The 13,988-nt window shown below is 60.3% G+C and carries 12 protein-coding genes and 1 other RNA gene; 1 reads left to right on the plus strand and 12 read right to left on the minus strand.

Translation table 11 applies throughout. The features are described from left to right. Window positions 1-2: 2 nt before the first annotated feature. The 12 genes from mraY to J3A65_RS11340 form a co-directional block, all read right to left on the minus strand. Window positions 3-1,106 (minus strand): phospho-N-acetylmuramoyl-pentapeptide-transferase, encoded by a 1,104-nt coding sequence (mraY, locus tag J3A65_RS11285; RefSeq protein WP_062456167.1) that lies wholly within the window; start codon window positions 1,104-1,106, stop codon window positions 3-5. A 30-nt stretch (window positions 1,107-1,136) separates the two neighbouring features. Then, a complete protein-coding gene (locus tag J3A65_RS11290; protein WP_209901260.1) occupies window positions 1,137-2,570 on the minus strand; it encodes a UDP-N-acetylmuramoylalanyl-D-glutamyl-2,6-diaminopimelate--D-alanyl-D-alanine ligase in 1,434 nt (477 codons plus the stop codon). Beyond that, on the minus strand, window positions 2,567-4,039 hold the full coding sequence (locus J3A65_RS11295) for a UDP-N-acetylmuramoyl-L-alanyl-D-glutamate--2,6-diaminopimelate ligase (RefSeq protein ID WP_062456161.1): 1,473 nt from the start codon (window positions 4,037-4,039) through the stop codon (window positions 2,567-2,569). Before J3A65_RS11295 ends, J3A65_RS11290 begins: the two co-directional genes overlap by 4 nt. A gap of 59 nt (window positions 4,040-4,098) precedes the next feature. Further along, on the minus strand, window positions 4,099-5,847 hold the full coding sequence (locus tag J3A65_RS11300) for a penicillin-binding protein 2 (RefSeq protein ID WP_062456158.1): 1,749 nt from the start codon (window positions 5,845-5,847) through the stop codon (window positions 4,099-4,101). Beyond that, on the minus strand, window positions 5,847-6,314 hold the full coding sequence (locus tag J3A65_RS11305) for a hypothetical protein (protein WP_062581108.1): 468 nt from the start codon (window positions 6,312-6,314) through the stop codon (window positions 5,847-5,849). The genes J3A65_RS11300 and J3A65_RS11305 overlap by 1 nt, the downstream gene beginning before the upstream one ends. Window positions 6,315-6,317: 3 nt before the next feature. After that, window positions 6,318-7,343: a 16S rRNA (cytosine(1402)-N(4))-methyltransferase RsmH gene (gene rsmH, locus J3A65_RS11310; protein WP_062456153.1), complete on the minus strand. Its 1,026-nt coding sequence runs from the start codon at window positions 7,341-7,343 to the stop codon at window positions 6,318-6,320. A gap of 14 nt (window positions 7,344-7,357) precedes the next feature. After that, on the minus strand, window positions 7,358-7,792 hold the full coding sequence (gene mraZ / locus J3A65_RS11315) for a division/cell wall cluster transcriptional repressor MraZ (RefSeq protein ID WP_062457964.1): 435 nt from the start codon (window positions 7,790-7,792) through the stop codon (window positions 7,358-7,360). Window positions 7,793-8,235: 443 nt separating this feature from the next. After that, window positions 8,236-8,682, minus strand: an RNA gene (gene rnpB / locus J3A65_RS11320) — RNase P RNA component class A. Between the two features lie 42 nt (window positions 8,683-8,724). Further along, entirely contained in the window at window positions 8,725-9,945 is a 1,221-nt protein-coding gene (locus tag J3A65_RS11325) for an FAD-dependent oxidoreductase (protein WP_209901262.1), read from the minus strand. Between the two features lie 67 nt (window positions 9,946-10,012). Then, the gene (locus J3A65_RS11330) at window positions 10,013-10,639 is read right to left on the minus strand and encodes a lytic transglycosylase domain-containing protein (RefSeq protein ID WP_209903462.1); all 627 of its coding nucleotides are present in this window, start codon (window positions 10,637-10,639) and stop codon (window positions 10,013-10,015) included. 243 nt (window positions 10,640-10,882) lie between these two features. Further along, on the minus strand, window positions 10,883-11,653 hold the full coding sequence (locus tag J3A65_RS11335) for an N-acetylmuramoyl-L-alanine amidase (RefSeq protein WP_174196511.1): 771 nt from the start codon (window positions 11,651-11,653) through the stop codon (window positions 10,883-10,885). After that, window positions 11,650-12,393 carry a DnaJ family molecular chaperone gene (locus J3A65_RS11340; protein ID WP_162728316.1) on the minus strand — a complete coding sequence of 248 codons (744 nt, stop codon included), beginning with the start codon at window positions 12,391-12,393 and terminating at the stop codon, window positions 11,650-11,652. The genes J3A65_RS11335 and J3A65_RS11340 overlap by 4 nt, the downstream gene beginning before the upstream one ends. A 354-nt stretch (window positions 12,394-12,747) precedes the next feature. Between J3A65_RS11340 and J3A65_RS11345 the strand changes: the two genes are divergently transcribed. After that, window positions 12,748-13,959 (plus strand): pyrophosphate--fructose-6-phosphate 1-phosphotransferase, encoded by a 1,212-nt coding sequence (locus J3A65_RS11345; RefSeq protein WP_062456140.1) that lies wholly within the window; start codon window positions 12,748-12,750, stop codon window positions 13,957-13,959. Window positions 13,960-13,988: the final 29 nt, after the last annotated feature.

Genomic DNA, 13,988 nt, shown 5'->3' on the forward strand with positions numbered 1-13,988 from the left:
GATCACCGCAGCTTGAGGGTCGAGAGGCCGAGCATCGCGAGGCCGACGGCGATGATCCAGAACCGGATCACGACCTGGCTTTCGGTCCAGCCAAGCTTTTCGAAATGGTGATGGATCGGCGCCATCAGGAACACACGCCGGCCGGTCATCTTGAAGAAGCCGACCTGAATGATCACGGACATCGTTTCCATCACGAACAGGCCGCCGATGATCGCCATGACGATCTCGTGCTTGGTGGCGACGGCAACCGAACCGATCAGGCCGCCGAGTGCCAGCGAACCGGTATCGCCCATGAAGATCGCAGCCGGCGGGGCGTTGAACCAGAGAAAGCCGAGGCCAGCCCCGATCACCGCGCCCATGATGACGGCGAGCTCACCGGTTCCGGGGACAAAATTGATCTGCAGATAGCCTGCAAAGACGGCGTTACCGACCAGATAGGCAATCACCCCGAACGACGCGGCGGCAATCATGACCGGCACGATCGCCAACCCGTCGAGACCGTCAGTCAGGTTGACCGCATTGCCGGCGCCGACGATGACGAAGCCACCGAACAGGATGAAGAAATAGCCGATATTGATCAGGAAATCCTTGGCGAAGGGAAAGGCGACCGAGGTTGCCAGATGCGGGTTTCCCGCAGGCTCCGTCACCATCGCTAGTCGCATCATGAAGAACACGGCGATGCCGGCGATCAGGAACTCGATGCCGAGGCGCGCCTTGCCGGAAAAGCCCTTGTCGGTCTGCTTGGTGACCTTAAGATAGTCGTCATAAAAACCGATCGCGCCGAATCCGAGCGTCACGAGCAGCGTGGCGACCACGTAGATGTTGGAAAGATCGGCCCAGAGCAGCGATCCGCCGACGATGCCGGCGAGAATCATCAGCCCGCCCATGGTCGGCGTACCGGCCTTCTTGAAGTGGGTCTGCGGTCCGTCGGCGCGGATCGGCTGACCCTTGCCCTGACGGATTCGGAGTGAATTGATCATCCGTGGCCCGAACATGAAGACGATGAACGCCGAGGTGAAGAGCGCTGCTCCCGTCCTGAACGTGATGTATCGGAACAGGTTGAAGAACTGAATCTTGTCTGCCAGTTCCACGAGCCAGATCAGCATAAAGGGCCCTTTCAAAAAAGCCGCGTCGTCTTAAGGTTGGCGGTCCGTGTCGGAAAAAGCCGGGTAGTTGTCAAGCAGCGCGGCAACGATCTTGCCGAAACCAAGCCCGAGTGACGACTTCACCATCAGCACGTCGCCGGGAATGACGGAGCGCACGACGTATTCAGTCAGTGCGTCCGTCGTTTCGAAATACTGTACGTCGACACTATCAGGCAGCGCATCCCGCAGAGCGGCCATTTCCTTGCCGGCGAGCCAGACGTGCTCGATCCCGGAGGCGAGCAATGGCCCGCCCAGCTCTTCGTGCACCTGGGCCGAGAACTCGCCCATTTCCAGCATGTCGCCGAGGACGGCAATGCGGCGACCGGTGAGTTCCGGTGCTGTCGCTGCGAGCAGGGAGATCGCGGCCCGAACGGAGGCAGGATTAGCGTTGTAGCTCTCGTCGATCAGCGTCAAATGGCCTTCGCCAATACCGAGACGATGGCGCTGTCCCCTGCCCTTGACGGCCTTGAGTTCGGCCAGCGCCTGCCCCACCGAGCCCATGTCGGCACCGAGGAGGAGCGCCGCTCCTAAAACTGTCATGGCATTTTCGGCGATGTGGCGGCCAGGTGCGCCGATTACGAACTCCTTCGTCTCGCCATTGAGAACGGCCCAGATAACGGAGCTCTCGGCATTGCCCTCGAAATCGGCAAGGCGATAGTCGGCCTTTGCATGCTGGCCGAAGGTCATGACATGGCTGACGCCCAACTCGTGGGCTTTCTGTTCCAGCAGCGCAAACTGTGCATTGTCGTGGTTGAGGATGGCAGCCCCGCCGGGCTCGATACCCTCAAGGATCTCGGCTTTGGCAGCCGCGATCTCTTCGAGACTGTTGAAATGCCCGAGATGGGCGGCAGCAATCGTCGTGATGATCGCCACATGCGGGCGCACCATTTTGACCAGCGGCCGGATTTCGTCGGCATGGTTCATGCCGATCTCGAACACGCCGAAATCCGTATCGGACGGCATGCGTGCGAGCGTCAGCGGGACGCCCCAGTGATTGTTGAACGAGGCGACGGCCGCATGCACCTTGCCGGACGGGGCAAGTGCATGGCGCAACATTTCCTTGGTCGTCGTCTTGCCGACCGAACCGGTCACGGCAACGATACGGGCGCGACTGCGGTCACGTGCCGCGATCCCGAGCTTGACGAGTGCGGCCAGCACGTCCTCGACGACGATCATCGGGATCGTCAGACGGCCCATTGCCGGCAGCTTCGCTTCTGAAACGACGATCAGCGATGCACCGTTGGCAATCGCCATGCTGGCATAGTCATGCCCGTCGACCCGGTCACCCTTGATGGCGAAAAACGCTTCACCCTCGGTGATTCCGCGGCTGTCGATCGAAAGACCGGTGACGCCTTCCGGCATCTGCCCGATCGGCCGGCCGTCCATGACGGTGGCCATTTCCTGCGAGGTCCAAAGAAAGCTCACGATGCTACGCCCTCCGCCAGGTCCTGCAATGCCTTGCGCACTTCGACATGATCGGAGAACGGCAATGTCGTTGCCCCAACCGTCTGTCCTTCCTCATGCCCCTTGCCGGCAACGATCAGCGTATCGCCAGTTTTGAGCAGTCCGACCGCGTGACGGATTGCCTTTGCCCTGTCGGCGATCTCTTCCGCGCCCGGCGCTGCCGCCATGATCTCGGAGCGGATCGTGGCCGGCTCCTCGGAGCGAGGATTGTCGTCGGTGACGATCACCACGTCCGCAAGGCGGGTGGCAATCTCTCCCATGATCGGACGCTTGCCCTTGTCGCGATCTCCGCCGCAGCCGAACACAACGACCACGCGGCCGGTGGTGAACGGACGCACGGAGCTCAGAACGTTCTCGAGCGCATCGGGCTTGTGGGCGTAATCCACATAGGCAAGCGCGCCATCCTTCGTCTGGCCGACAAGCTCGAGCCGGCCGGATGCGCCGACGAGCTTTTCAAGCGCTGCCATGGCAACAGCGGCCGGAACGCCGGTCGACATCGCAAGTCCTGCGGCAACCAGCGCATTGGCCACCTGGAAGTCGCCCGCGAGCGGGATATCGACCTCATAGATCTTGCCGTCCGCATGGATCTCCGCGGTCTGCTTGTGACGGAAGTGTTCGACACGCTTCAGGCAGAGATAGCCGCCCTTGCGCCCGACGGTCCGGATGCTGAGGCCTGAAGCAAGTGCCACCTCGATCGCAGTTTCAGTCCAGCGGTCGTCGGCAAAGATCACGGCCGGAGCGCCCGCAGGTGCCAGCGTATCGAACAGCCGCATCTTGGCGGCCATGTAGCTCTCGACGGTCGGATGGTAGTCCATATGGTCGCGGCCAAGATTGGTGAAACCGACAGCCGACAGCTTGACGCCGTCGAGACGGCTCTGGTCGAGACCGTGGCTGGACGCTTCCATCGCCGCGTGGGTGACGCCTTCGGACGCGAGTTCCGCCAGTAGCTTCTGAAGCTCGACGGGATCAGGCGTGGTCAGCGAACCGTAATCGTTGCGATCAGGCGAGACGACGCCCGTCGTGCCGATCTGTGCAGCCGCATGGCCGGCATAGGCCCAGATCTGCCGGGTGAAAGAGGCAACCGAAGTCTTGCCGGCAGTGCCTGTTACCGCAACCATCGTCTCCGGCTGAGCGCCATACAGCCGAGCGGCAGCGATTGCTAGAAAGCGGCGTGGATTGTCCACAACCACAACCGGGATGCTGCTGTCTGCCGGATGGGACGCGATGGCGACAACCGCGCCCTTGGCGGCGGCATCGTCGACAAAGCGCGACCCGTCAGCCTTGGATCCAGCAAGAGCTGCGAACAGCATGCCCTCGGCGATTTGCCGACTGTCCGAGGAAAGACCGAGAATATCCACATCACCGGCTGGTCCAGCCAGGATATCGGCCGCTTCCGGAAAATCGTCTCCGGCAAGATCGCGCAGTTTCATCGGTAATCTTTCCATCTAACAGCAGGCTCCCTCACGAATCGAGGGCCCGTTCTTGATCCTCAATAAGACACAAGCAGGGCAGAACCGTCATTGCCGAATTTTGGCTTTACACCGAGAATGGGAGCAGACCGCGCGATAATCTCCTTGACCATGGGTGCTGCGGACATCGCAGCGAGCGCGGCGCCATTGCCTTTGTCGGTCTTCGGCTCGTCGCTGAAGGACAGGACGACATAGCGCGGATTGTCCATCGGGAAGGCAGACAGAAACGCGTTGAAGTTCTTGTCGTGGGCGTAGCGGCCGTTGACGACCTTGTCCGCCGTTCCGGTCTTGCCGCCCACATTGAAGCCGGCCACGCGCGCATTGCGGCCCGATCCGTTGATGCCGTTCCATTCGAACAGAAAGCGCATGTCCTTGCTGGTCGTGGGCTTCATGACCTGGGTGGCGATCTCGTCGGCCTGCGCCTGGGTGCGGGGCAGGAATGTCGGCGGAACGAGCTTGCCGCCGTTGACCAGTGCCGCACCGGCAACAGCCGTCTGTAGCGGCGTTGTCGACACGCCGTGACCGAACGAGATGGTGATGGAGTTGATCTTCTTCCATTCGCGCGGCTGACTTGGCATCGCGATTTCCGGCAGTTCGGTCTTCATCCGGCTGAGAAGTCCAAGCCGCGTCAGGAAGTCCTTGTGTCCTGCAATGCCGACCATGTCGGCGATCTTCGCCGTGCCGATGTTCGAAGAATACTGGAAGATTTCCGGAACGCTCAACACGCGCCCCTTGCCATGGAAGTCCTTGATGGTGAAACCGCCGATGCGGATCGGGAAGCGAGCATCGAACGAGCTCTGCAGGTTCATCTTGCCGTCATCGAGACCCATGGCGAGCGTGAAGGATTTGAAGGTGGAGCCCATTTCGAACGTGCTGTTCGACATGCGGTTCATCCAGCCCTTTTCAGCGTCCACGCCGTTCGGGTCGTTCGGATCGAAATCCGGTGCCGATGCCATGCCGAGGATTTCACCGGTGTGAACGTCGATGACGACGGCGCCTGCACCGATCGCCGAGTATTTGCCGATCGATTCGGCAACGACCTGCTGAACGATTGCCTGGACGCGCAGATCGATCGACAACTTGACCGGCTCAAGCGGCTGATCGGAGGTCATGCCGACGGCCGCAAGGTCCGCGAGACCCTGGGAATCGATGTAGCGTTCCATCCCGGCGACGCCGCGGTTGTCGATATTGACGTAACCGACGAGATGCGCAGCAGTTCTGCCACCGGGATAGAAACGGCGCTTCTCAGGCCGGAAACCGATGCCCGGGATGCCGAGTGCCAGGATCTGGCTCTGCTGCTTCGGGGTCAGCTGGCGGCGCAGCCACTGGAAATGCGAATTGGAGCGAAGCTTCGTATAGGTGCCCTTCACGTCGAGATCGTTCAGCACGGTCGCGAGCTTTTCGATCACCTCGTCGGCGTCGACGATCTTGTGCGGCTCGGCAAACAGCGAGACGGTGCGGATGTCGGTGGCCAGCACCTCGCCGTTGCGGTCGACAATATCCGGGCGCGACGCCATGAACCGGTCTGCCGGCAGAATGCTCGACGTTACCTCCGGCATCGCAAAGCCGTATTGCACGAGACGTCCGCCGATGACGCCGTAGAACGCGACAAAGCCGGCGATCAGGAGGCCGACGCGGTTTTTCGCCTGGGCGGACTTGCGCTTGCGCGTACCTTCAAAGGACGCGCCGCGCATCGTTGGGCGGCCACGGCCACCGGCCGAAAAATGCGCCCTGCTCTTCAAAACCATGATTCGTGACAGGAAGGACATCAGCGTCTCACCGATCCGGTTGAATGAACATCAAGAGAAGAAGCACCACGGTTTTTGGGTACCGGTATTTTGGACGGAGGCCTGGACTTTGCAGCCTCGACGCCCTTCAGCGCCGCTGCGACTTCACTGTCCTTGCCGGAAATGATGTCCTCGATGGTGGTCTCGGGCTGCGGCAGACGCGACTTCATCATCGGCAATTCCTTGGGCATGGCGAGTTGCGTCGTATCGGTCGCGCCAAGGCCGAGCTCGGTGCCATAGACGCCGATCAGCCGGTGAAGACGGTTTGGCTGAGTCAAAAGCGCCCAGTCAGCCCTCAAGAGATCGATCGTATCTTTCTCGAGCCTGATCTCGGTTTCGAGACGCCGGACCTCTTCAAGTTTCTCATCGGCGCGATGCTTGATCGAATAGGTCACAACAGCCGTTGCCGTCATGACGCCGATCAGCACGAGATCGAAGCTTCTCAACATCCGTCAGACCCCCAATGTCGAAAGGCTTGCGAGGCTCGGCAGGTCGAAGATCGACATGTCGGAGCCACGCGATTTTGCTTCGGTGCGGATACCGGCGCGCAGCTTGGCCGAACGGGCGCGCGGATTGATCTCCGCCTCCTCCTCGCTTGCCGCCACCATCGCCTTGCCGAGCGGATCGAAGATCGCTTCCTTCACCGCAACCATCGGCAGATGCCTGGAGCCGGAGGTCTTGGACGAGCGATCGGCGAAGAACTGCTTGACGATCCGGTCTTCCAGCGAATGGAAGGTGACGACCACGAGCCGGCCACCGGGCTTCAACGCCTGCTCGGCGGCAAACAGCGCCTGTGCCAGCTCGCCGAGTTCGTCGTTGACGAAAATGCGCAGCGCCTGAAAAACACGCGTCGACGGATGGATCTTGTCCTTGGCTTTACGCGGATTGACGCTCTCGATGAGATTGACGAGATCGCGCGTCGTGCGGAAGGGCTCGGTCACGCGGCGCTTTTCGATGGCACGTGCGATACGACCGGAATGTTTTTCCTCACCGAGAAAGCCGAAGATGCGGATGAGATCGCCGACCTTCGCGCGATTGACGACATCAGCCGCCGATACGCCATTGCTCGACATGCGCATGTCGAGGGGACCGTTGCGCTGGAACGAGAAGCCGCGCTCGGCCTCATCGATCTGCATCGAGGACACGCCGATATCGAGCACGACGCCATCGAGCCCGCCTTCCGGCGCATGATCGGCAAGCTGCGAGAACTGTGAATGAATGAGAGAGAGGCGACCGGCATGCGCGGCGACGAGCGCCTGTCCATTGGCGATTGCGGAAGGATCGCGATCAAGGCCAATGACGTCAGCACCGGCTGCCAGCAGGGCGGACGAATAACCGCCCGCCCCGAAGGTGCCATCAAGGATGACCTTGCCAGGAAGAGGCTGAAGCGCCTCCACCACTTGGTGCAGAAGAACTGGAATATGGCGAACCGGTCCGCCTTCGGGCTCAGTTTGACCTTCGCCTGGATTCGCCGACATCCCGCTCTCCTGTACTATGCGGGACGTGAACTCAAACGTCCCTCCCGTGCTGCCGCCTGCGCCTCGTGAAATGCTTGCGGCTGCCAAAGCTGAAAATGATCCGAACGCCCGACGAAAGTGACTTCCGAGCTGATACCCGTGAAATCCCGGATGAAATCCGAGACCATCAGCCGGCCTTCCGCATCGAGCCTCATGAAGACACCGCCGCCGTGAATCAGCAGCGACATCCTGTTGGCGTCCGGTGAAAACGGATCGACGGACGCAATCTGCCGCTCGTAGCGATCGAGCAGATCCGGACCGCCGACGCTGATCGCCGGATAGATGAAATCCTGGAGGCAGTAGAGCTCCTGAATTCCGCGCTCGGAAAGAACCGCGCGAAAGCCGGCAGGCACAGAGACCCGCCCCTTCGTATCGATCCTGTTCGTCGCATTCGACAGGAAGCGGCTCATCGCAACAAACACCCGCCCCGTTCGCAAAAGACACGGGAAACTTCCCGCCAGACTGCTTGGATTCAAACAAGAAAGATCCTTGTGGATAAGCAGATGCTTGCCCGATTGTGAGATCGAAACTCTTGATTTGATGGGCAAAAAGCCCTTGTGCAGTGCGAATTTGGGATACCATGGGACCATATGGGCGTCAATGGGAGAGGCCCTGCAAGCTCCTCCATGTTCGGATTTATTTATAAGCTGTTAAGTTTAACAAAGGGTTATTGAGCGCTTTGGAGAAACTGCCTTTGCGACCCTTCGCAAGTGATATTTTGACAGTTGCTAAGAGCCGGAAACGCAAGGCGCTTTCCGGCCTGCTCATATAAAAAGCGGCACCGGAATCGGGCAATTTGCATGTCAGATTGCCCCGTCGGGGACGGGCACAATTGACGAATCAGAAGAGAGTAGTGACCAGTTGGCCTGTAAGCCGGGTTCTGTATGGCCCCGGTGCGAACACCGGAACGTGGCAGCCATTCATCTGGGACGCCGTTTACACGTCGCCTCGCGCAACCCACCCGGATGACTGGCCCGGAAACAGGCTGTAGACGTACTTTCGCACGTCCCGCGTCATCCCTATTCGGTCTTGCTCCCGGTGGGGTTTACCATGCCGCTTCCGTTACCGGTCGCGCGGTGGGCTCTTACCCCACCCTTTCACCCTTACCCCGCTATCTCATCGACCCTTGCCGCAATGCGTCATCCGGTCGATCAGAAAGCGGGGCGGTTTCCTTTCTGTGGCACTGTCCCTAGGGTCGCCCCCGCCGGACGTTATCCGGCACCGTGTTTCCGTGGAGCCCGGACTTTCCTCACCCTACCGCCTTTCGGCATTGGTAAAGTGCGGCTGCCCGGCCAACTGGTCGCGCGGCTCTTAGCCGAGATGCGCGGATAAGGCCATAGGCCTACCGGTATTCCGCATGGAAATCGACAGGATAGCCATCGTCGATGATCGACCCGTTAAAGATCAGTTCGGCGCCGAGCCGGCCGATCTCGTCGGAACTCTTGGCGGCAGCGCCACAACCGCCGGTCAGAACACCGATCCGGTCGGACGCTGTCATGGCGACGGCCGGATAGTTGTTTGGCGTGAAAGACGTGACGCAGGCTGCCATGGAAGATCGCGACAGATCGAGCTTCGGCATCAGCCGTTCCATCACGCCGGTCAGGTGGCGCCGGGTCGTCTCGCGTCCGCCGCTCTTGAACCAGTCCCGTATCTCGGGCTCTGACGGCAGCAGAAGATCGTCCGGATCGCCGCCGATCTTCACATAGGTTTTGCCATCAGGATAACGGACCGGAGGCAGAAGGTAGATCCCGTCATCCTCCTCGTTCCATTTCCAGATCAGCGATGGCATGGCCTTCAGCTCCTCCATCGCCCCCTCGCCGACCTCGTAGAACGCGATGGTCCTTGCATAGACTGAGAGATCGAGACGAGCGCCGACAAGTGCTTCGTTGATGGAAAAGCCGCCTGCCGCCACAAGCACCTTGTCGGCCGTGTAACTGCGCCCTTCCGCCGTCGTCACGGTCACGATCGCCCCGTCCTGACGAACAGCCGAAACGGTCTCGGCAATCAGCGTGGCACCCTGCCGCTCCGCAAGCAGGCATTGCGCCTTCACCAGCCGGCGCGGATTGATGTGCCCCGCCCGCTTCTCCTCCCAGACGCCTTCGGCGCCATCCTGAAAGGCAAAATACGGAAACCGGCTCGAAAGCGCATCATGCCCCAGCGTTTCGGTCTCGACCCCGAGCCGCCCGGCGGCATCGAGCACGCGACCGACATAGGATGGCTGCCCGGCGCGCCCGGGCGCATAGGACTGCTGCCCGGCGCGCCCAGGCCCGACCATCAGACAGCCCACTTCCGAGTAGAAATCGATACCGCTTTCGGACGCGATCTCGCCGTAGCGTTCAATCGAACGATTGGCGAGGCGGGCCCAGACTGGATCCTGATCGATCGTCCGGGTGATGCGCGCCTCGTCGTAATGGCTTGCGAACACGCCGTCATGACGCTGGTAATCGTCAGGTTCGCCCGGCCCGATCAACGCCACACCATCGGTCCATTTGGAAAGATGCCGGGCCGCTGCCGCCCCCATCATGCCGCTTCCGATGATGATGTATTTGAACCGCGCCGCCATGCCCTGTCCTTTCGATTCCCTAGCTCGAATTGCCGCTCTTTTCAGGCAGTTCTAACCGTTTCCGGAATCAGAATACCAGAGGCGCCAGAACGGCATACCCCTTCGGTGGAAAATCGAACGCGAAGGTCTTTTCGATCACATCGTCCTTGTTGTCTTCAAGAACCGCCTCGACGCGCTGACAGTAGCGCTTGGACGTCGGGTTCATACGCTTGGCGGCGTGGCCCGCATTGTATTTAAGGATCGTGCCGCAAATCTTGCCGCCACCCAGATCATTGGCGCCCGCCAGATACTTCATGCCGTAGCGAATGTTGGTTTCCGGATCGTAGAGGCCATAATCAGGGCCCTTGTAGCCCATCAGCCTTGCGGTCGCCGGCTTCACCTGCATCAGGCCGATCTCGCCGGCACTGCCCTTCACAGTCGGGCGAAAATTGCTTTCGATCTGCACGACAGCCTCAGCAAGGTCGAACGGCACATCGTATTGATCGGCATATTTGGCGATCAGCGTCGTATAATGCATCCGGCGAACCATCTGCCTCTCGGTGGCCGTCGGGGCAGCAAACCCGGTTTCGCGTGTCTCCCAGGGAATGGTCAGCGGTTTGACATAAACCCGAACCACGTCTCCGCCGTCTTCGGCACGCACAGATCCACATCCCGCGAAAAGCATGGCAATGCCTGCCGCGACCGCACAAGTCATCTTAGTCAATTCTAAAGTATCTCCGGAACAACAGGCTCGCGGGATATCGTGATACGCAAACATCCCTCGTCGCGACGCCGGACGACGACGCGAGGTTTTACAAGACCTGTAGGTTTATCTTGGCAGCCCCCGTCTGGGGACGCTGCGTTAGCAACTCTTTAGAAAGCCGCATTAAGGAGATCATGTGGCAATGCAAAAAAGCCCTGTCCGCAAACGCTTCCGACAGTTTCGCGAAGCTTGCGCCTAGCTGTATTTCGGCAGTGCCTTGAGCAGCCGATGCAGCGTGTCGATCGTCGAAAAATCGGCAATCCCATCGACCAGGGCGGGCCTGAAATGCCGTTGGAAAGCCTCGACGACGCCCTTCGTGCGATCACAGAATGTGCCCGTGATTTCAATATCGTATCCGTAGAGCGACAGCATCGACTGCAGGGCCTCGATCGGCTGGCCACTTTCGCCGTGCTGGAAAAAACGGCCGCCGCTGATCTGACCGGGCTCAACCCAGTGACCGATCCCCGCCACATACAATTTCTGCCAGGGGAAATTTTCGCCCGGGTCGAGCTTTCGGATGGGGGCGACATCCGAGTGTCCGACGACCCGTTCCCGGGATATTCCCCAGCGATTGCCGCAGTCTCGACACAATTCGACGACCGCATCGATCTGGATATCCGGAAAATGGGGGAGTCCGCCGGGATGTCCGGGATTGGCGATTTCGATCCCGATGGAGCAGGAATTGATGTCCGTTTCGCCGGCCCAGCTGCTTTTGCCCGCATGCCAAGCGCGCCGCGCCTCGGGCACAAGCTGCACGATCCGGCCGTCTTCATGGATGAAATAGTGACTGGAGACCTGGCTCGCCTCGTTGCGAAGCCATGCCAGCGCCTGATCGGCATCAGGCATGCCGGTATAATGCAGGAGGATCATGTCCGGCTGGCGCCCGCCTGCCCTTTCCCCATGATTTGGCGAAGGCTCGACCGTGGCGCGGGCATGATCGGCGGCAAAGGAAGCCGGAATTGTCATGCCGCGCGGCGCTCTTTCTCGATCGCTTCATAAGCCGCGTTGAGCGCTGCCATCCGTTCGGTCGCAGCCGCATGCAGTGTTGCCGGCACGCCGCGTGCGATCAGCCGGTCGGGATGATGCTCCGAAACAAGCAGACGGTACTGTTTGCGAATTGCCGAAAAGTCGTCGTCACGCGAAACGCCGAGCACCAGATACGGGTCACGACCGTCGAGATGCACGTGGCGGGCCATGATGCGGCGGAAGTGTTCCTCGTCGATCCGGAAGATTTCGGCGATGCGCGCCAGAAACGCCAGCTCGCTCTCATGCACGAGACCATCCGCCTTGGCGATATGAAACAGACCATCGACGACGCTCTCAAGCATCGGGCAGTTTTCCATGTCGCCGCTGCTGCACAGCCCCGAAAGCTTCGTGGCATACGCCTCGTAGCCGGCAATGTCCTGGCGTGCGAGGTTATAGAGACGTGCAACGTTGCGCGCTTCCTCGGCCGGAAAATCGAAAATCTGCTGGAAGGCACTCACTTCGGCTTCGGTGACCACGCCATCGGCCTTCGCCATCTTTGCAGACAGGGCGATGATCGCCACCGAGAAGGAAACCTGGCGCCGTGTTTCCGGATCGCCCTCGAACATGGTGCGGATCGCATCGACGACTCGGTTGAGCACACCGCCCGCGGCATCGCCGACGGCACCGAGCAACCTTTCCCAGAGGGAGGACAATTGAAGGCAACTGAAATCGAAAATCATCCCTTAAATGACCAGATAACCGACGTTTTGGCAAGCTGACGACGGTCCGCTGTAGATTAAACTCTGTTCATGTTTTTCGAACAATCGCGCTGGAAGCCCGGTCTGCCCAGAAACGGCACAAAGTCGTGGACGACCAATGGGTCGAAACGCTGATGCAAACGACCCGCCGTATCGTACCCCGGCAGCCCGCATGGCCCGTGATTTCTTTGAAACGATTAGATCGGGGAACGGACAGGAAAAACCTCGAAGCGACGGAATTTTCTTGAGAAATTCACTTTACAGGCTCTAGCTGGTGTCGCATCCATTCATCCCGTTTTGTCAGTTTCTTGCGCCTGAGCGCATCAAGGAGGATCGATGTCCAAACAGAAAGTCGCACTGCTGACCGCCGGCGGCCTTGCGCCCTGCCTCTCGTCTGCCGTCGGCGGATTGATCGAGCGCTACTCGGATGTTGCCCCTGATCTGGACATCATTGCCTACCGCTCCGGCTACCAGGGCGTGCTCTTGGGCGACAGCATCGCGATCACATCCGAGATGCGTGAAAAGGCTCCTCTCCTTCATCGTTACGGCGGCTCGCCGATCGGCAACAGCCGCGTCAAGCTCACCAACGCCGCCGATTGCGTCAAGCGTGGCCTCGTCAAGGAAGGCGACAACCCACTGCAGGTCGCAGCCGAACGGCTCGCCAAGGACGGCGTGACGATCCTTCACACGATCGGCGGCGACGACACCAACACGACGGCAGCCGATCTCGCAGCCTACCTCGGCGCAAATGGCTATGATCTCACTGTCGTCGGTCTTCCGAAGACCGTCGATAACGACGTCGTGCCAATCCGCCAGTCGCTCGGCGCCTGGACGGCGGCCGAAGTCGGCGCGCGTTTCTTCGACAATGTCAGCAACGAGCAGACCGCCGCCCCCCGCACCTTCGTGATCCACGAAGTCATGGGGCGCCACTGCGGCTGGCTGACGGCTGCAACGGCGCGCGCCTATATCGAGCAGAGCCGGGGCAACGAGTATGTCGACGGCCTCATGATGAATGCTGAGCTGAAAAGCATCGATGGCCTCTATTTGCCGGAACTGGAGTTCGATCTCGAACAAGAGTCGGCACGCCTGAAGCGCGTGATGGAAGAACGCGGCACCGTGACGATCTTCGTCTCGGAAGGTGCCGGCATGAATACGATCATCGCGGAACGGGAAGCCGCCGGCGACACCGTCAAGCGCGATGCGTTCGGCCATGTGAAGCTCGACACGATCAATGTTGGCGGCTGGTTCCAGAACCAGTTCGCCGGCCTGATCGGTGCCGAACGCTCGATGGTCCAGAAGTCAGGCTATTTCGCCCGCTCGGCCCCGGCCAATGGTGATGACCTTCGCCTCATCCAGGGCATGGTCGATCTTGCGGTCGAAAGCGCTCTCAACAAGGTGTCTGGAGTCACCGGCCATGATGAAGACCAGGGCGGAAAACTGAGAACCATCGAATTTCCAAGAATCAAGGGTGGAAAACATTTCGATCTGACGGCAAAATGGTTCGGCGAGGTGATGGACCATATCGGCCAGCCCTACGAAACCGTATAACGCGTCGCGCTGAGCGACAAACGAGAGCC

The organism is Rhizobium sp. PvP014 (assembly GCF_017876855.1).
Classification (GTDB): Bacteria; Pseudomonadota; Alphaproteobacteria; order Rhizobiales; family Rhizobiaceae; genus Neorhizobium; species Neorhizobium soli.

Excerpts from the sequence above, each read along its gene's own strand:
- mraY (WP_062456167.1), bottom strand. The coding sequence starts at position 1,106 with ATGCTGATCTGGCTCGTGGAACTGGCAGACAAGATTCAGTTCTTCAAC.
- J3A65_RS11295 (WP_062456161.1), bottom strand. The coding sequence starts at position 4,039 with ATGAAACTGCGCGATCTTGCCGGAGACGATTTTCCGGAAGCGGCCGAT.
- J3A65_RS11300 (WP_062456158.1), bottom strand. The coding sequence starts at position 5,847 with ATGTCCTTCCTGTCACGAATCATGGTTTTGAAGAGCAGGGCGCATTTT.
- J3A65_RS11305 (WP_062581108.1), bottom strand. The coding sequence starts at position 6,314 with ATGTTGAGAAGCTTCGATCTCGTGCTGATCGGCGTCATGACGGCAACG.
- rsmH (WP_062456153.1), bottom strand. The coding sequence starts at position 7,343 with ATGTCGGCGAATCCAGGCGAAGGTCAAACTGAGCCCGAAGGCGGACCG.
- mraZ (WP_062457964.1), bottom strand. The coding sequence starts at position 7,792 with ATGAGCCGCTTCCTGTCGAATGCGACGAACAGGATCGATACGAAGGGG.
- J3A65_RS11325 (WP_209901262.1), bottom strand. The coding sequence starts at position 9,945 with ATGGCGGCGCGGTTCAAATACATCATCATCGGAAGCGGCATGATGGGG.
- J3A65_RS11330 (WP_209903462.1), bottom strand. The coding sequence starts at position 10,639 with ATGACTTGTGCGGTCGCGGCAGGCATTGCCATGCTTTTCGCGGGATGT.
- J3A65_RS11335 (WP_174196511.1), bottom strand. The coding sequence starts at position 11,653 with ATGACAATTCCGGCTTCCTTTGCCGCCGATCATGCCCGCGCCACGGTC.
- J3A65_RS11340 (WP_162728316.1), bottom strand. The coding sequence starts at position 12,393 with ATGATTTTCGATTTCAGTTGCCTTCAATTGTCCTCCCTCTGGGAAAGG.
- J3A65_RS11345 (WP_062456140.1), top strand. The coding sequence starts at position 12,748 with ATGTCCAAACAGAAAGTCGCACTGCTGACCGCCGGCGGCCTTGCGCCC.